17 protein-coding genes are annotated in these 16,817 nt (G+C 56.0%); 10 read left to right on the top strand and 7 right to left on the bottom strand.

Annotation, left to right across the window (positions count from 1 at the left end):
• Positions 1 to 46: 46 nt before the first annotated feature.
• The 4 genes from C475_RS22595 to C475_RS19315 all read left to right on the top strand — a co-directional run bounded on the left by C475_RS22595 (position 47) and on the right by C475_RS19315 (position 4,305).
• Positions 47 to 1,465 carry a DEAD/DEAH box helicase family protein gene (locus tag C475_RS22595; RefSeq protein WP_082223371.1) on the top strand — a complete coding sequence of 473 codons (1,419 nt, stop codon included), beginning with the start codon at positions 47 to 49 and terminating at the stop codon, positions 1,463 to 1,465.
• A gap of 160 nt (positions 1,466 to 1,625) precedes the next feature.
• Positions 1,626 to 1,784, top strand: coding sequence for a hypothetical protein (locus C475_RS24060; protein WP_161625226.1), 159 nt, complete (start codon positions 1,626 to 1,628; stop codon positions 1,782 to 1,784).
• On the top strand, positions 1,784 to 3,817 hold the full coding sequence (locus C475_RS19320) for an AAA family ATPase (protein WP_049931017.1): 2,034 nt from the start codon (positions 1,784 to 1,786) through the stop codon (positions 3,815 to 3,817). Before C475_RS24060 ends, C475_RS19320 begins: the two co-directional genes overlap by 1 nt.
• 2 nt (positions 3,818 to 3,819) lie before the next feature.
• The gene (locus C475_RS19315) at positions 3,820 to 4,305 is read left to right on the top strand and encodes a hypothetical protein (protein ID WP_006885582.1); all 486 of its coding nucleotides are present in this window, start codon (positions 3,820 to 3,822) and stop codon (positions 4,303 to 4,305) included.
• A gap of 121 nt (positions 4,306 to 4,426) precedes the next feature.
• On the opposite strand, the gene C475_RS23485 is transcribed toward C475_RS19315, so the two are convergent.
• Complete coding sequence (locus tag C475_RS23485) at positions 4,427 to 4,837, bottom strand: XF1762 family protein (RefSeq protein WP_152436540.1); 411 nt, start codon at positions 4,835 to 4,837, stop codon at positions 4,427 to 4,429.
• Positions 4,838 to 5,233: 396 nt separating this feature from the next.
• Entirely contained in the window at positions 5,234 to 6,160 is a 927-nt protein-coding gene (locus tag C475_RS19310) for a M78 family metallopeptidase domain-containing protein (protein WP_006885581.1), read from the bottom strand.
• Positions 6,161 to 7,093: 933 nt separating this feature from the next.
• Between C475_RS19310 and C475_RS23480 the strand changes: the two genes are divergently transcribed.
• The 6 genes from C475_RS23480 to C475_RS19285 all read left to right on the top strand — a co-directional run bounded on the left by C475_RS23480 (position 7,094) and on the right by C475_RS19285 (position 13,965).
• The gene (locus C475_RS23480) at positions 7,094 to 8,398 is read left to right on the top strand and encodes a hypothetical protein (protein WP_204366197.1); all 1,305 of its coding nucleotides are present in this window, start codon (positions 7,094 to 7,096) and stop codon (positions 8,396 to 8,398) included.
• 220 nt (positions 8,399 to 8,618) lie between these two features.
• Complete coding sequence (locus C475_RS19305; protein WP_006885580.1) at positions 8,619 to 9,647, top strand: Cdc6/Cdc18 family protein; 1,029 nt, start codon at positions 8,619 to 8,621, stop codon at positions 9,645 to 9,647.
• A 135-nt stretch (positions 9,648 to 9,782) separates the two neighbouring features.
• A complete protein-coding gene (locus C475_RS19300) occupies positions 9,783 to 10,262 on the top strand; it encodes a ferredoxin reductase domain-containing protein (RefSeq protein ID WP_152436538.1) in 480 nt (159 codons plus the stop codon).
• A gap of 291 nt (positions 10,263 to 10,553) precedes the next feature.
• Complete coding sequence (locus tag C475_RS19295) at positions 10,554 to 11,498, top strand: P-loop NTPase family protein (RefSeq protein WP_152436537.1); 945 nt, start codon at positions 10,554 to 10,556, stop codon at positions 11,496 to 11,498.
• Between the two features lie 2 nt (positions 11,499 to 11,500).
• Complete coding sequence (locus C475_RS19290; protein WP_049931014.1) at positions 11,501 to 11,800, top strand: hypothetical protein; 300 nt, start codon at positions 11,501 to 11,503, stop codon at positions 11,798 to 11,800.
• Positions 11,801 to 11,805: 5 nt separating this feature from the next.
• Positions 11,806 to 13,965, top strand: coding sequence for a type B DNA-directed DNA polymerase (locus C475_RS19285; RefSeq protein ID WP_006885576.1), 2,160 nt, complete (start codon positions 11,806 to 11,808; stop codon positions 13,963 to 13,965).
• A 49-nt stretch (positions 13,966 to 14,014) separates the two neighbouring features.
• Here C475_RS19285 and C475_RS19280 read toward each other — a convergent pair whose 3' ends face one another.
• The 5 genes from C475_RS19280 to C475_RS19265 all read right to left on the bottom strand — a co-directional run bounded on the left by C475_RS19280 (position 14,015) and on the right by C475_RS19265 (position 16,803).
• Positions 14,015 to 14,245, bottom strand: coding sequence for an IclR family transcriptional regulator (locus tag C475_RS19280; protein WP_006885575.1), 231 nt, complete (start codon positions 14,243 to 14,245; stop codon positions 14,015 to 14,017).
• Between the two features lie 444 nt (positions 14,246 to 14,689).
• Positions 14,690 to 15,016 carry a hypothetical protein gene (locus C475_RS19275; RefSeq protein ID WP_006885574.1) on the bottom strand — a complete coding sequence of 109 codons (327 nt, stop codon included), beginning with the start codon at positions 15,014 to 15,016 and terminating at the stop codon, positions 14,690 to 14,692.
• A 101-nt stretch (positions 15,017 to 15,117) separates the two neighbouring features.
• Positions 15,118 to 15,783 (bottom strand): helix-turn-helix domain-containing protein, encoded by a 666-nt coding sequence (locus C475_RS19270; RefSeq protein WP_006885573.1) that lies wholly within the window; start codon positions 15,781 to 15,783, stop codon positions 15,118 to 15,120.
• A gap of 128 nt (positions 15,784 to 15,911) precedes the next feature.
• Positions 15,912 to 16,358: a hypothetical protein gene (locus C475_RS23475; RefSeq protein WP_152436536.1), complete on the bottom strand. Its 447-nt coding sequence runs from the start codon at positions 16,356 to 16,358 to the stop codon at positions 15,912 to 15,914.
• 34 nt (positions 16,359 to 16,392) lie between these two features.
• A complete protein-coding gene (locus C475_RS19265) occupies positions 16,393 to 16,803 on the bottom strand; it encodes a hypothetical protein (RefSeq protein WP_152436535.1) in 411 nt (136 codons plus the stop codon).
• Between the last annotated feature and the right edge of the window lie 14 nt (positions 16,804 to 16,817).

The following is a 16,817-nucleotide window of genomic DNA, read 5'->3' as shown; positions in this document are numbered from 1 at the left end:
GTGAGAGCGAATTAAGACAATCCCAATCACAGCAGTTGAGGTGCGTATGACCACCTTGACAGCCCCTGATTGGGTTGAGCCTCGGCCGTATCAGCAACGCGCGATACGTGCTTGGTTTGAGGCTGACTGCTCTGGTATCTTTCGCATGGCAACAGGGACTGGCAAGACGGTGACCGCGCTGCAGGCGGCCAGTCAAGTTGCAGCAAGTGCCGAAAGCGGCTTTCTTCTCGTCATTACGGTCCCATATCAGCATCTCGTTGACCAGTGGGCAGAGGAGATTCGCGACTTCGGTGGCGATCCAGTCTACGGATATGATTCCCGCCAGAAGTGGCAACCGCGGCTCGAACGAGAACTACTAGAACTGAATCGAACTGCTCGAGATACGACGGTCTTAGTCACTACTCACCAGACATTATCAAAGCAAGCGACACACCAGACTCTCGCACGAGCGAAGGTGCCGATTATGCTCGTCGGTGACGAAGTCCATCATCTTGGTGCGCCACACCGCCAGCAAGCACTACTGTTGGACGCTGACCTTCGGCTCGGGCTCTCGGCGACACCAGACCGATGGTATGATGATGCGGGTACAGAAGCGTTAACAGAGTATTTTTGCGGCACCGTCTTCGAATACGGTCTCGAAGAGGCAATCGCGGCAGGCGCCCTCTGTGAGTACTACTATATCCCCCATATTGTCGAGTTGACTGATGAGGAGTTAGAGGTGTTTGAGCAACTCACGACGGAGATAGGGCAACAATGGCCAAATTCGGATGAGGGGGATTTGAACGTCAATCTGGACGATCATCCGAAACTGAAGCATCTCCTTTTTGAACGAGCACGGCTCATCGGTACGGCGGAAAACAAACTCGATTTACTGACCGAATTACTCGAGCGCCAATCGAACTCTCAATATACGCTGGTATACTGTAGCGACGGTTCAACTGGGCTCGAATCTAATAGCGGCCGGCGGCACGTTGACGCTACAACAGAGGCCCTCCGCACCGATTGTGAATTTAGCGTTTCGCGATTTACTGCCCAAGAGTCACGGTCTGAACGAGAACAGATCCTCAATCAGTTTGAACAGGGAGATACAGAGATCCTTACCGCGATTCGCTGTCTCGATGAGGGAATTGACGTGCCGGCAACACGCACCGCATACGTACTCGCGAGTACTACCAATCCTCGACAATACGTCCAACGCCGGGGCCGGATCTTGCGAAACCATCCCGGCAAGGAGGTAGCAGTGATCCACGATTTCATCACCGTTCCAGATGCTGACACACATCCAGAGTTCCTTGCTGAGGGGAGACAGCGATCTGACCAGTCGCTGATCGAGAAGGAACTCACACGGGCGCTCACCTTTGCCAAGGGCGCACGAAACCACCCAGACGCAGAGGTAGATGGCATCCCGACTACAGAGGGATCGCTCCAGAATTTGAAGCGGAAGTATAATATAGTTTCTATATAGCATTCATCAAATCAGGTGTTTTCGGGCACAATATCCAAATCATCAGCATAGATGTAGTTCCAGGGGCCATGGTAGTACTCCAGTGACCGCAAGATTAGGATTATTGCTGCTTGAAGTGCGTGAGGTAACTTTAAATAGTCAAATTGTCTGGTGCAAGACGATGACTGACGACGCGACTAAGGATTTACAGATATCTGATGGAAAACGGAACCGGATCCGGGCGCGTGTTTTGAAAGCTGAACAGGACAAACTCAATCTCAAGCTACCCCGAAACATCAACGATGATATCGAAGCAATCATCCGTGAAGAAATCTCATAATGATACTTCGTTCGTTAACATTTACCAATTTCAGGCAGTTTCGTGAAGGCACTATTGAGTTTGCCAGTGGTGACGACGAGAACGTGACCGTCATTCACGGTCAAAACGGTGCTGGAAAGACGACGATCCTCAACGCGTTCAAATGGCTTCTATATGACCGCATTGAGTTCAAGGATCGCCCAGATCGACTCGCGACAGAGGGAGCAATGGCTGCAGCTGACGTGGGTGAGAGCGTTACGGTCGCAGTCGAACTGGAATTCAGTCATGAGGGGGCTGAATACACTGCAAAGCGGACTGCTGCCTTTCGGAAGCGCACTCAGGGAGATTACGACGGCGAGATCATTGATGATGACCTGACTGTCGCGATCAGAAACGATGGAGAGACGCGAGAACCCGGCAATCCAAAGAATACATTAGAAAAAGTGATCCCGGAACGACTTAGCGACCTCTTCTTTTTTGACGGTGAGGACATTGACGAACTTTCGCAATTTGAAAACCGAGAGCACGTTCAGGAAGCGATTCAAAATATAATGGGGCTTACTATCTTGGAACGGGCAACAAGGCATCTAGAGACAGTCGCTGGACGATTCGAAGATGAAGCAGCGGAAACCGGGAGCGATGAACTCGCCACGCTCATTGAGGACAAGAAGGAGTTCGAACAATCAATTGAAGAGTTGAAGACACAGCGAACCGACAAGCAGCGCGCAAAGAAACAGGTTCAGGAACGAATTCAGTATTGCAACCAGCAATTGGAGAACTTAGAGGATACCAAAGCGCTCCAACAGCAGCGCCAAAAAAACCTGGATTCAATTGACGATCTCGAGCAAGAAGTTGCTGATATCGAGGACGACCTCCGTGCTCAGATCAACAGGAACGGCTTCATCACCGTTGGAATGCCCCTGATTACCGATACAGCAGAGGATATTAATAGGCTCCGAGAGCAAGGTGATCTTCCGTCACGACTGAGCAATGAATATCTTAATACGCTCCTCGAAGCTCACGAGTGTATCTGTGGTCGGCCTCTGGACCACGGAACGGAACCGTATGGACAGGTCGCATCGATGAAGGGGGATGTCTCGACCGACGGGGTCGACCAAGCTGCCCTTCGACTTGTTGGTGGACTGGAGCAGTTTTCCGAGCGGAAAGAGGAGTTCTCGACGGAAACAGCTGAATGCATCGCGAACCGCAAAGAAAAGCGAGATGAAATTAGCAATCTCGAGGAGCGGAACGACGACATTTCGAGCGAACTTCAGGAGATGGAGACGGAAGCTGGCGATGGCCTGTCGATTCAAGAGCTTGAAAGTGAGCGCGCGGATAAACTCGCTGAGAAGGAGAACCTAAATAAAGAAATCGGGCAGCTCTCCGAAAAAATTGAGCAAAAGCAGACATCGCTTGATGAAATTGAAGAAGAGATCCAACAACATCGGGACAAGGAAGAAGAAGCACGCCTCGCCCGGCGGCGTCAGTACGCAGCGGAGCGCGTCCAACACGACCTCCAGGACTCATTTGACGAACTGAAGGATAGAGTCCGCAATTGGTCGGATGAACGTGTCCGTACAACCTTCGATCAGATCGCGTCGAAAAACTACAGTGCTGGCATAAATGAGAGTTTCTCGTTAGAGATCTACCGAGAGGATCAGGATGGAAACCGAGTCACAACAGATATCTCAACTGGCGAGCGTCAGATTGCAAGTCTCGCATTCATCGGGAGTCTGGTCAAAATTGCTCAAGACCGGTACGAAAATGATTCCGAATATGACTATTTCACTGGTGGAATCTACCCGCTCGTGATGGATTCACCATTCGGCGCACTTGACAACGAACACCGAGAAGAGGTCAGTCGTGTCATTCCGGAACTTGGCTCACAGGTAATCGTCTTAGCAACCGACTCACAATGGGAGGGCCCTGTCGCGGAGCGCATGTCAGACCGTATTGAACAACAGTACTGGCTTGACTACCAACAGGAGGGTGATGAAAACGGGCGGCCGCTGACACACATTCGGTCGGAACAGGCAGCAATGGCGGGTGAATAACAATGTCGATGAGCGTTTCATTTAAAAAAACAGATATTTATGACGAATGGGTTGAGGAATACGAAATCTTCGAGAACCTCTACGATGCGGTTATGTTCATGGCTGTTCTGGGCTACGCCAATGATAGCGTGGAACGGCAAAACTTCCGGGGAAGCAAGGATGGCGTCGGGCAGGGTAACATTCGGATTGAGAGTTTCTATTCAAATGATCTCTACCAGGTGATCGGCGGTTGTCTGGCGTATCAAGATACCAATGACCCAGATGCCCTTGTCAAGACCGAACTCCAGGCCAAGATTATCAGCCAATATGCGACTGGTGGAGTCGCAATCGCACAGTCTGAATTCGGTGATATTTCCGGAGACCCGACCGACGCGATTGTGAACTACATTGACGAGTTTGAAGATGACCCGGATGGAACGGGACCGTCGATACTCACCCAGATTCGTGAAAATTTCGACAACGAAATGTTGAACTCTGATTCCGAATAGTGTGATGCTCTTCAGGCCCCAAGCCTACGGGCTTTCTACACGGCGATGTTCTTTCACCTCCCTCTACTCTCTTGAAGAGTGAACTTTGCTTGCATCGGTTCTCGGACCCAGTAAACCAATTCTAGAGGTTTAATTCGCTGAGATCATACACCCATTTTCGACGAACAAAGTCATCTACTGTATTTCTTCCTTCTCTAGAGTCCCATCCAGACCCGTCAGCCTCTTCCTCACGGACAAGTTCAAACCCAGATGCTGCATATATCGTCCCATCATTACCTGCTACACCGGCATGAGCTGAAATCCGTTCGAATCCTTCCAAATATGCCCACATCCGAGCTCGAGCAATGAGCCACGACCCAGTGTTAGAAGGTCGATCAGGACGGACCCCGAATCTTGTGATTGAAATCTCTTTTTCAGCATCAACCATTCTAGCGACCGGTCGACCGACGACACATACTGCAATCAGTTCGGAATTGAATCGAGCTCCAAATGCAGCCTTCCATCCCGGAACTCCACCGAGTTTGTGATCCACTGGATCGGATTCCAAGAACGCATTCACTTCATTTCGACTTCGTTCGCGCGTTAATTTGAGATCCGATACCGACGATAGTGTGGTCTGCTCTTCAGTCATCTTTTTTCTGGGACGTTTAGGATGCGCCCCGCCCACTGCGGGCGCCGAAAAACAACCGTCGTCCTAAGGACAGCCAAAAAACATCCCGGATAGAGTTATTCAGCAGGATACTGTCGAATTAAATAAATCTCAGTTCAGTGTTCTCGCAGAGGTGAATATCCCACTCCGATAGAGGCGGGATCAGCACGTAGGAAATTGTCTAAGAGACTGACGGCATCTGTGGAGTCTACAACGAAAACTCGATGGAGACCGGATGTATCCGTGGGGGCTGATAGCCGGGGAATAAACCAATACCACTCATGACTCGAGAACCTCGATCATCTCGGCCGCTGCCCGGCTGATCCGATCGAGTCGGTTCCGCACCGTATCCGCTTCATCGGAGCCCCACGCGGCAAGGTAGAACGCCGACCCATTCATGTCGAGCCCACAGTATCGGCCGACGATGTATGCAACGGCCTCGGCCTCGATCTCACGTTTCGCCCGTTCCGTCTCGTCGAGATCACGAAAGTGCAGATACGCGTGTGCGTACTCGTGGATGAGTGTCCCGACGACCGCAGCCCGCTCGGGGCGGTCCCGGATCTTGACGACTGGCTGCCCGTCCCGTTCATCAGGCCACGCACAGACGCCGTCGGCGTTTCCATGCCTCCATACCTCGTCAGGCACGATGCGCACTGAAATCCCGACCTCGTCTGCGATATCGAACAACTGGCCGACGAGATCGCCAGCATCACCCTTCGCCCTCGTCTCCAGCTCGGGCAACGGCTCACCCTCAGTCTGCGACACGTCGAACACCGGCGCGGGCTTGAACCCGACGAGTCCCTTTGACCACTCCTCGGGTGGCGTCTCGTCGTACTCGCAGTCACTGTCCTCGTGGTAGCTCGGCGCATTCTCACACTCGGGACACCGGGTCGTGATGATCGGTGCCCAGATCCAGATGGCCGACTCACCTTCCTTTACGTGGCGGTCGAACTCCTCCTGCCACGTCCGATACCCCGCGACCTTCGTCGCCTCGGGACACTGCCGTTTGATGAGCAGCGTATTCCGGTACGAGTAGTCGTGGAAGCGCTGCTGGACATCCAGCCATTCCTGAAACTCCTCGCTGGCTCGGGCGTTGTCGACGGCCGCAACCAGCTCGTCGATCCACTCGTCGATCGCACTGTGCATCTCGGCGTTTCGCGTGTCGGCCTCGTCGAACGAGACCGGCGAGTCAGGTACCTCCATCATAGTGACTCCATTCGGAGGCGTCTTCGGGGGGACGCGCCCCACCCCTCGGGCGGCGCACACAAACCCACACGAGCGCACACTTGAGTTCCATCCGAGCCGGTTGAGGGGACATCGCAGACCCCCGAACGTAGTATACTGGTTGCAAATGGCCTCGGCTGTTGGTCGGGAAGTCATTCTTATGTAACAGCCTGCCAGCTATGGAGCCATTTTGTTACATAAGACTATCTCACGTCACACTGTCTACTCCTAGTCAATTCCATATCAGGGGGCCAGAGTTTATAAGAAGCCTTGACTTCTGGAAGCCCTCATATATCACCATTCTCAAATTCTGGTTCCGATGTAGATAAGACAAACAAACAATGAAGTTCAATGATTTGATTTGGGGACGACATAACTGAACTGAGTTAGTTCCACAACTGCTGTCGTAGGTGTACTGACACACTAACTGAACCCTTGAAACGGTCTGGTTATAGTTGAAAATTCATCGAAATAAAAGATGAAAAAACGAGATATCTCTATGATCGAGGTATCCATTTGATCTTACTCTGCAACAAGGGCTAACTAATTAGATCATCTACACAACAGGCGATGTGGGAGCGAATAGAGAGTGTTCAAGACCGAATATTGATTGCAATCTTCGGCATTTTCGAGACGATTTGCATATTATTGTCTGGATCGTCTTCCACATCCTTCAGCGACATCTTTCGTATCGTAGCGGAATCAAGTACCGCTACAGCCATAATATCAATTCTTTCCATTAGCCAATCGAAACTACAGATTATTGCATCAATCTCTGGTTTGTTGTTCTTTGGGTACATTGTGTACGCCACAGTCCCACGATTATTTCCTGAGAGCCTGTCTGTGGCCTATGAACGAACGGATTATCGGGTACTTCTAACGATCCTTGTTCTTCTGTCAGCGGAGAGATTTACCATGTACCTTTCTGAGGATATGGCATTATCCAGTTGGACTCAAGAGGCAACCCTGATAGTGCTTCTAACGATATCTGTCATATATTTGTACTCATTTGTGCTTCAATTCCAAGAAGATATAGACTCACAGTCAATCATTAATCGAATGTTTGAACGTATGAGGCCCAATGATGTAAATTTGGGATCAGAACCTGGACATTATGTTAGTACATTTTATTTCGGGACAGCACTCGTACTGCCGTTCCCAGTTCTCACGGTGGGTATCGTCGGTGCAGGCCAATTGTTTCCAATTCCAGAAATTATTGCAATAATTTGGGGTCTTGGTAGTGTCGTTGAACAATATTCTAGGATTGAGATAAAAGGCTGGTTTCCGAAACAAGACCGTCTGGATATTGAAGGAAGGATATTTTCGATCATAATCAACATATATCGCTCTGCGAAGGGATTATCTACGACACAGATAGTCTTGTTAGGGTTGGTATCAAATATTCCGATATTAACGATCGGACTTCGCACCTTCATCAATTATCTTCAGACATTCACACTAGGTGAACCAATGCAGATGTGGACAGAACTAGGGTTAGTTACCACATTTTTCGGTTCATTTCTGTTTAGTAGTTGGTTTTGGTTGCGCGAGATGGGTAGAATACCACATTTCATTAAAGAATGGGAGAAGAAACACTCAGAAACGCCTACCTTATCAGAGATGGACCTTGGACCCCCTCGTACTCGGCCCGTAGGTGTATTGATGCCGTTCCTTCTCGTGATGACTATTTCAAGCATCTACTCAGCAATGCAGAGATTGGACTATTATTTTGGTCATGGAGAGTCTCTAACCGCGTTATTTGCTATACTTTGGCCGGTTCTTGCTGTGTCACTGTATTACTGTTCAAAGATCACCCAAGCAAAGAATTCACAACCCGTTAATACGGAATCTTACGTTCTACCGGTCGCACTCATTGTTAATTGGGTAGGGATATACGCAATTGACGCTATCCCTTACGTTGTGAGTGTATTGTGGTTGGATTTTACATATCGCCCAGACCATGGGGGCGCGATAGGAGTTATCTTAGCAGTGATGCTATTTTTCTACTGGAATCCGGACGTAGAATCGCGTCTATCTAAGGAACATAGCTGGCGGAAGCATGCATCCGCTATTTCATTAATCCTATTTGGAATCGGATTTATGATTCTCTGGTATCTGTCCGCTATCCCCGACATCCGATTCGTGACCCTCCTCATTGGAATAGTGGCAATAGCAGGAGGAATTGCTGGCATGTTTGAATATAAACTCGTATTCTCCTGAGGGCCTCGCGGGTGAGGGTTGCGGAGTAGTTACCAGAACTAGTTTCTTCTGATATATATCCAACCCCGTCCAGAACTGGTTTCCGGAAAATTCAGTCCAGATTTATTCGGTAAACCACACGCAACGGAGCCGGTCAAGGCCAATCCAACCCGACTATGAGGATTTTCCGGAAACGGCCCGCACACGTTTTTGTAGTCGAAGCCGGAACGAACCTACCAACATGATCCGCGATGCTCGCGTGTTGCGCGCCGGATTCGTCCCGCGAGAGATCGAGCATCGCGACGCCGAAGTGAATCACCTCTCCAGCGTTCTCGACCCGATCACCGAGGGCGAGCCCGCCGATACCGCCCTCGTCACTGGCCCGAGCGGCGCGGGCAAGACCTGCCTCTCGAAGTTCGTCACCGAGCGGCTGCGCGAGGAGGTGCTGGACATCGAGACGGTGTACGTCAACTGCTGGCGCAACTACACCCGCTTCCGGACGCTCTACCAGATCCTCGACGAACTGGGTAAGACGATCGATATCCACCGCCAGTCGACGCCCCACGACGAGCTCGTCGAACGGCTCCAGCAGTACGACGGGCCCCGCACAGTCGTCATCCTCGACGAGGCCGACCAGCTGGAGAATCCCGACGTGCTCTACGACCTGCATAGCCTCCCGCAGTTCGGGCTGCTCTGCATCGCCAATAGCGAGGAGGACCTCATCGCCCGCGTCGACGACCGGCTGGTCAGTCGCCTTCGCGCGAGCGAACATGTCCGGATGGACAAGTACCACGTCGACCAGCTCCAGGATATCCTCGCCGCCCGCGTCCGCCGCGGCCTCGACCCCGAGGTGATCACCGACGATCAACTCCGCCGGATCGCCGACGCCGCGGCCGGCGACGCCCGCCTCGCCATCGGCATCCTCCGGACCGCCGCGAGTGCGGCCGATCGGCGCGGCGCCGACCGCATCACCGACGAGATGCTCCTCGACGCCGCCAGCGACGCCCGCGACACGATCCGACAGACCAACCTCGACTCGCTGACCCCACACCAGCGAGAGGTCTACGATATCGTCCGCGAGCACGGGCCACTCGGGCCCGGGGAGATTCACGACCACTACACGGACGCCGTCGACGACCCGCGGACGAAGCGGACCGTTCGGAATTATCTCTCGAAGATGACCCAGTATAATCTGCTGACCGCCGAGGGGACAAGCCGTGATCGGGAATACGGGCTCGTCGACCCGGCAACGACGTCGCCGACGCAGTGAGTGAGCAGTGGCTTCCGCTCAATAAAGTCATAGTGGTCATTAAATCAGTTTCAGCTCGTTCTCGCACCTCAGTAGAATTCGAAAGAACTCTAGAAAAGGCTTAAGGCAGATACTGCTCTCAGAACTAGATACGCCATGACGGTGACAGCGAAGCTCGACGGCGAAGGAATAGCGGTCGACCGAGAAGTATCTGAAGCAAAGGCAGCTCGAATTATGGGCATTATATTTGATAGTGAGAACTCTAAGGTCTCTGGAACCCCCTCACAAGAACTCGAAGAGGGTTCTGAGAGTTCGAACGGTTCTGAAGAAGCTACAGAGGAATACAAAACGCTTCCAGACTCGTTCTTCAGCCGGATCACTCAACGGCAGAAGGCCTACGTGGAGATCCTGCTCGAAGCAGATGGCTGGTTATCGAATGAGGAGATACGCCGACAGCTAGAGGATGACTACGACTTGAACTGTGGTGGACCGCAAGCAATCTCCGGTATCCGATCCGGATTCACCCGGAAGTACGGAAAGGGGTTCAGCGTTGATGAGCGGGACTGGATGGGCGATCAGAACCAGTACCGGCTAAATGAGCAGTACCGCGAGGAAATTGAGGAGTACTGGAACTAAATCGAGACAGGGAGTGTTCTGGTTGCTGCAGGTCAGTTGGAACACTTGCGTACTAATGTATTCAGCCAGCTGATGTGGCAACAATCCCCTAGTGAGTTCTTGTGTCATACTCTCAGTGAACCAAACGAGCCAAATCAAACGACCATCGCGACCATTCAGGAAATGGCTCTGGAAGCTGGAGGGGGACCCACAGGCGACCGAGACTGGCCGTGATAGTTCAATTCTATCCGCTCTCCGAACTCCGGAAGCGACACGCGAGCCCTTACCGCGTGTCGCCGGCATCGATCGAGTGTGCCCGACCGTACCCAAACCGACACTCCGTCCCAGCACCATGCAGGAACGCCGACGCGGCCAGCACAGCACAATCGGTCAGCCGTCGCCGAAGCCCCCGACCAGCACGTCGACGGCCTGGTGCCCTCGCTCGCTCCCGGCCTGACGCTCCTCGACATCGAGACCGACCGCAACGTCCCGGTCGTCCACGCGCTGGTCTGTGACCATCTCCTCGACGCGGATGGGCCCGCCTTCTGGGTCGACGCCCAGGGCTACGCGACGACGGCGACGCTGTCCCAAATCGCCCCGAGCCGACACCTGCTCGACCGCATCCACGTCGCCCGGGGGTTCACCGCCTACCAACATTTCAGCGCGCTGGCTGACCTGCCCGCGGCCGTCAACGCCCACGTCAAAGCGACGACTACCGATGCGTTCCGCCGCCACGACGACGAGACGGGCGACGGCGAGGAGACCCAGCTGACGCCGGGACTCATCGTCGCCCCCGCCGTCGACGCGCTGTACCGGGCCGACGATACGCTCGGTGACGCCCAGAGACGCCGGCTGCTGGCGCGCGGCCTCGCTCGCCTCCGGCAGTACGCCGAGGCCTACGACGTGCCCGTTCTCTGCACTCGAACCGAAGGGGATGCTCTCACCGACCCCATCGAGGCGGCCGCGACCCACCGATACACGTGTGAGTCGACGCGAATGGGGCCGCGGATCACCGGCGAGGAGTTCGAACCGCAGTGGTATCCCGTCGCCGGTGGCGACGCCTATCAGACGACGCTGGCCTACTGGGCGGATCTGCTGGCCGCCCGCGCAGAGGGAATCGGGCGCCAGCCCGCCACCCCCTCCCGGCCGTCGCTCGGCGCCGACGAATCGGACGACCAGGTCACAACCGCACCGCCCCGCCAACCGGGCGCGCCGCTGCTGGCGACGTGGGCCGGCCAGCCCGGACGGGGGCGCTGACGATGGGCCGCACCAACCCCACCTTTCGCGACACGCTCAGAGCGCTCGAAGACCGCTGGAGCGACTACCGCCGTGCCCTGCGCCGTGGCGACCAGCCATACTTCGACCGGCTGTTCACCCACGCTCGCGAGCACGCTGACGCCAGCGGCCTGTTGAACCACCAGGACCCGATGGCCCCGGTGCTGGTGAGCATCGCGCTCGAACAGCAACGGGCGATCGAGCGGCTGCAGTCGCGGGTCGAGACGCTCGAAGCGACCGTCGAGCCAGCCCCCGACGAATCAACAGGCGAGGACGACTACTGACCGCAATGCCGTTCGCCTTCGACTTCCTCGACGACGGCCGGGTTCTCGAGTGGACGGCGACCGACGACGGCGCCGATCCCACCGTCGTCGACGACTACACGCCGCGATTCTTCGTCGGGCCCCGCGACCCCGAGGCCGATATCGACCTCACGCGGCTCCGGCGCTTCTACGAGCGCCACCCGGCCGTCATCGGCGTCGAGTGTATCGAGCGCCGTCCCGGCTTCCGCCGCGAGGCCGAACGCCTCCTCGCCGTCGACGTCGACGTCGACCATGTCGACCGCGTCAGCGCGCTCGCCCGGCAGGCCCGCCAGCTCGACGCCTACCCGGTGGGCGAGGTGGCCTGCTACAACGTCGATTTCTCGCGTGGCTTTCGTTACTGTCTCGAACGTGGGGTTGACCCGACGCCGGCCGCGGACCTGACGACCCTGTCGCTGTCGGTGCCGGTTACCGAGACGACCGGCGAGGCCTACGAGACGCTGACCGTCGCCGGCGACACCGTCACCGGGGACCCGGCGACCATCCTCGACGCCGTCGCGACCGCCATCGACCGTCGGGACCCGGACGTACTCGTCTGCTCGACCGCCGAGATCGTCCCGACGCTGTACGACATGGCAGCCCAGGTCGGGATGGACGAATTCACGCTGAGTCGCTGGCCCGATATGGACTACCAGCAACTCGCCGGCCAGTCGACGTACACGAGTTACGGCCGGGTCGGCCACTCACCCGCGCGCTACAACGTCCCCGGGCGTGCGATCATCGACGAGTCGGCCACGTTCCTGTACGACGAGACGAACCTCGACGGCGTCGTCGACCTGGTCGGGCGCTCGCACAAGCCCGTCCAGGAACTCGCCTGGGCGTCGATCGGGACCGTGCTCACGGCGATCCAGATCCGGGAGGCGACTGCCCGTGGTGTGCTGACGCCCTGGAACTCCTGGCGCCACGAGTTCTTCAAGCCGATGGGGACGCTCCACGACGCCGACCGGGGCGGGTTCATCTTCGCCCCCGACGTGGGGATCCACGAGAATGTCCACGAACTGGATTTCTCCAGTCTGTATCCGAACATCATCTGCACTCGGAACGTCTCCCCCGACGTGATCCGCTGTGAGTGCCACCGCGACCGCGCGGACGTGCCCGGCCTCGACTACGCGATCTGCGACGACCGTGGCTATCTCGTCGATGTCCTCGAACCGATCATCGACGACCGCGACGCGATCAAGGCGGCCATTCGCGACGAACGCGCGACCGACGACCCCGACGAGGAACGACTCACTGCCCTCGAAGGCCGCTCGGACGCGCTAAAGTGGATCCTCGTCGCGTGTTTCGGCTATCAGGGCTTCGCGAACGCCAAGTTCGGCCGGATCGAGTGCCACGAGGCGATCAACGCCTTCGCCCGGGAGATACTGCTGACGGCGAAACAACGGCTGGAAGCCGGTGGCTGGGACGTGGTCCACGGCATCGTCGATTCGATCTGGGTGACGCCGGCGCCGGACGTCCCGGCCAGCGAGCGGACCGATCTCGACATGCTCGCGACCGAGATTACCGACGCGGTCGGGATTCGCCTGGAGTACGAGGCCGCCTACGACTGGGTGGCGTTCGTCCCGCGACGTAACGATTCGGCCGGCGCGCTGACGAAGTACTTCGGCCGGCTCGCCGACACTGATGAATACAAAATCCGCGGTATCGAGACCCGCCAACGGTCGACACCGCCGTTCGTCGAAGCCGTCCAGCGCGACTGTCTCGACCGCCTCGGCGAGGCCCGCGCCCCCGAGCCGGTACTGGAACGGCTTCACGCGGCGATCGGACGGCTACGAGCCGGCAGGGTCGACCCGGACCGGCTCACCGAGCGGATCCGCGTCTCGAAGCCACTCGAAGCCTACACGCAGTACACCCACACCGTCGCGGCGCTCGAACGTGCTCGCGACCAGGACTTGGCCGTCCACCCCGGCCAGCAGGTCGCGTATGTCGTCGTCGACGACGACAAGTCCTCACGGGATCGTGTCGCACTCGCCCACGAAGTCATCGATAGCTACGACGCCCCCTACTACGAGACCCAGTTGGTCCGCGCCGTCGAGAGCGTCCTCTCGCCGCTGGGGTGGGACCGAGACGATATTCGCCAGTGGCTCGCCGACACTACCGACGCGACGCTCGCGGCGTACTCGGAGTGACCCGCATCATAGCTGAGTTCCGAAAGAACTCCTCGGTAACTTCGAAGCGCTATCCGGATTCGTCGTCTAGGTTGCCTTCCAAGTACCGCTCGCCCAAGTTCGCGATCCGGTAGTACCCCCGTTTGACGCGCTCGACGTACCCTTCGTCAGTGAGAGTCGATAGTCGACGATTCACCTCGTCCCGGGATTTGTCGATGTTGATCGCGATGACCGACGGCGAGAGAATCAGTCCCGACGACGAGAGACATTCGAGGATACGATCGTCTATCGGCAACTGCATCCACCCCGGCGGCGTACGACGGTCGGCCACGTTGACCCTACATCGGCGGGCGGGGTTATATCAGGTTCCAATAATAAATTCATGTTGCTAGCCACATTATTTAATGAGAATTTTTATACCGACGTATCATTAATCTATGTGGTAACCCAGTGCGAGACGTCTCGCGATCCGTCACTGTCAAGGGGGGCGCAGTCGAGCCCCTCGACGGACGGAACCACTGTTCAGCGGTCTACCGAGGAGCCAGTCCGTGACGAACGAGACTACTGGCCCTCCGCAGGACCGACGAGAAGTCTCAACTGATGGGTGGCCGAGGCAGTGTCCCCAGTGTGGCTGTGAACTCTTTGGAATCGGGATTCGGGGCCCGACCGAGCGTCGCGCGCTCCCATGTGGTCACCTGATTGGGGACTGAAAGCCGAAGAACACAGCCACGACAGAACCAGTAACTCAGAGTTGCTCACGCTGATCCGCGAGGAACGAAACGAGGTCGTCGATCGCATCGGCCGGCAGCTGCTCCTGCTGGAAGACGCCCTTGAACGAATTTGCGAAACCCTCTGCCTGAAGTCGACCCACCACCGTTTCGATCTGCTCGTCGAGTTCTTCAGAGTCGCCGCGGTGGACGTGCCGTTCGATGCGGTCAAAGTCGGCCCGTGTGCTGATGACGACGAGGTCACGTGTGTCTGCAAGGCGGCCGCTGTGGAGTTTCATCGCGAACAGAAGTGCTGGCTCGAGGAGACGCCCGTCAAGCTCGTCAGCTACGGCGAGCGACGCCACAGTGCTGTGTTCGTGGAGATAGCGATACGACTACTCGGCGTCGGTTTGCCGGCAGCGCATCGTGTCGACGAGTTCGGCTTGGCGTTCGGGAAGGCTCATGATCAATCAGCGGTCGTCGTACTGTGGTGCGAGGCGTCGATGTCGAGATCGTACTCCTCGGTGAGAATCTCCAGTGCGGGCTCGAAGGCCGGACGGTTTGCGACCATCTGGTCGACGGCGTCGGCTAGCGGGATGACTGGATTGCCGTCAACCCACTCGATATCGAAACCGTCGGTCGTCGGGAACAGGACGTAGTGGACGGATCCGTTGACGGCACGAGGGTCCGGGCGCTCGCCGACCGTCGCATCCACACCGTACTGCTGGAAAAAGGCGAGCCATCGGTCGACATCGCGCTGGTGGACTGCGATGAAGACTGGGTAATCCTCGTGGTCACGGGCGAGCTGGTAGCCACCGTGTGTCCAGACGTACGCAGCATCGATCTCAGTGTACGCAAATGCCATCCCCGCGAAGTGGGGAATGATGTACGCCTCTTCTTGTGAGATACTGTCGCGGCTGTACAACGCACCCATCAGTTCGGCGTACTGCTGACGCAATTCGTGATCCACGACCCGAAGTCCACTATCAGTATTTGCGATAATATTTGTGTCTTCTAACCGCTCGACCCAGTCGTACACCCACGAGTACGAGATGTCGACCTTGCTCGCGACACGGTTGATTGAGTCACCGCGTTGAATCGCTAAGACGACTTTTGCAGCCGTTGGATCCATGGCTTCGATCATTGGTAGGAGTGTCCGCTCGTTGGTCGCAGTCGTACCACTATTGATCGCGAGGCTTTACGCCAGCCCGCTCTTCAAGAGGCGAATTGTTCCCGTCTACTCGTGTATCGGATTAACAATCACTCAGTAGCGGCGGGAACGACGACTGGGAAGTCAGTCTCGTTCGATACGCTTCGTTCGGTGTAGATACCGTCCGGCGCCTGAGAATCCCGGACGAACTCGTAGTAGCTCACGTCGATATTTCCGTCCGTCCAGAAGTCCGGTGAGTGTCTTATCACGTATTCTGGAATCCTGTTGGACATCATGGAGACATCAGTTGATCTGCGCAGCTCTCCGATACTTACAGATTCGATCACGGTCCCGTTTGTCGTAAATAGAGATACAGAGACGTTCCGGTAAACAGTATCTGCATACCCTGTATTAACGACCGCTGCATCAAGGGCGAACTGCGACTCTGTCGCCTTCAGTTCGCCGCTGAAATTTATACTGCCGTCCGAATTCCCGGCGGGACATCCGCTGATTGCGACCGAACCCGCGACGACAAGCAGGAGTATCCTCGTATTCATGTTCCCCAAGCGCGCTTCGCGGGTTCAAATTCTGTTAATTGTGATCAGAATCCGGTGGCAGCTGTTCGCGCGACCCTACACTGCGAATCGTGTAGTCCCTCTCACTCTCGTTCACATATTCGTAGTAGTCGACCTGGATGCTTTCAGTGTCCCAGAAATCTGGACTGTCGAAGACAACGAATTCGGGGATTGCGGTTGTGTCCATCGAAACACCGGTTCGTCTGGAGAGTTCTCCGACGCTCTTCGAAGCGACGAGAGACCCGTTGGTCGTGTACAGATAGACTGTCACGTTCCGGAACGTCGGGACATCGCCTTGGCCCTGATTCTCGATCGTACCGTTGAGAGTAAATCCCTGTGCTGTCGCGTTCATCTCACCGTTGAACGTCACGTACCCACCAGACGGGAGATTCGTTGGGCAACCACTAACGACGACCGTGATCGCCACTAGTAGCAGGAGAT

Origin of the sequence: Halosimplex carlsbadense 2-9-1 (assembly GCF_000337455.1) — an archaeon.
Lineage (GTDB): Archaea > Halobacteriota > Halobacteria > Halobacteriales > Haloarculaceae > Halosimplex > Halosimplex carlsbadense.
This window is presented reverse-complemented; position numbering and strand designations above follow the sequence as displayed.

What these genes read in the sequence shown, in the direction of transcription:
- C475_RS19305 (WP_006885580.1), top strand. Translation starts at nt 8,619, where the DNA reads ATGATCCGCGATGCTCGCGTGTTGCGCGCCGGATTCGTCCCGCGAGAG.
- C475_RS19285 (WP_006885576.1), top strand. Translation starts at nt 11,806, where the DNA reads ATGCCGTTCGCCTTCGACTTCCTCGACGACGGCCGGGTTCTCGAGTGG.
- C475_RS19270 (WP_006885573.1), bottom strand. Translation starts at nt 15,783, where the DNA reads ATGGATCCAACGGCTGCAAAAGTCGTCTTAGCGATTCAACGCGGTGAC.
- C475_RS19320 (WP_049931017.1), top strand. Translation starts at nt 1,784, where the DNA reads ATGATACTTCGTTCGTTAACATTTACCAATTTCAGGCAGTTTCGTGAA.
- C475_RS19280 (WP_006885575.1), bottom strand. Translation starts at nt 14,245, where the DNA reads ATGCAGTTGCCGATAGACGATCGTATCCTCGAATGTCTCTCGTCGTCG.
- C475_RS19315 (WP_006885582.1), top strand. Translation starts at nt 3,820, where the DNA reads ATGTCGATGAGCGTTTCATTTAAAAAAACAGATATTTATGACGAATGG.
- C475_RS24060 (WP_161625226.1), top strand. Translation starts at nt 1,626, where the DNA reads ATGACTGACGACGCGACTAAGGATTTACAGATATCTGATGGAAAACGG.
- C475_RS22595 (WP_082223371.1), top strand. Translation starts at nt 47, where the DNA reads ATGACCACCTTGACAGCCCCTGATTGGGTTGAGCCTCGGCCGTATCAG.
- C475_RS23480 (WP_204366197.1), top strand. Translation starts at nt 7,094, where the DNA reads ATGTACCTTTCTGAGGATATGGCATTATCCAGTTGGACTCAAGAGGCA.
- C475_RS19300 (WP_152436538.1), top strand. Translation starts at nt 9,783, where the DNA reads ATGACGGTGACAGCGAAGCTCGACGGCGAAGGAATAGCGGTCGACCGA.
- C475_RS23475 (WP_152436536.1), bottom strand. Translation starts at nt 16,358, where the DNA reads ATGAATACGAGGATACTCCTGCTTGTCGTCGCGGGTTCGGTCGCAATC.
- C475_RS19290 (WP_049931014.1), top strand. Translation starts at nt 11,501, where the DNA reads ATGGGCCGCACCAACCCCACCTTTCGCGACACGCTCAGAGCGCTCGAA.
- C475_RS19310 (WP_006885581.1), bottom strand. Translation starts at nt 6,160, where the DNA reads ATGATGGAGGTACCTGACTCGCCGGTCTCGTTCGACGAGGCCGACACG.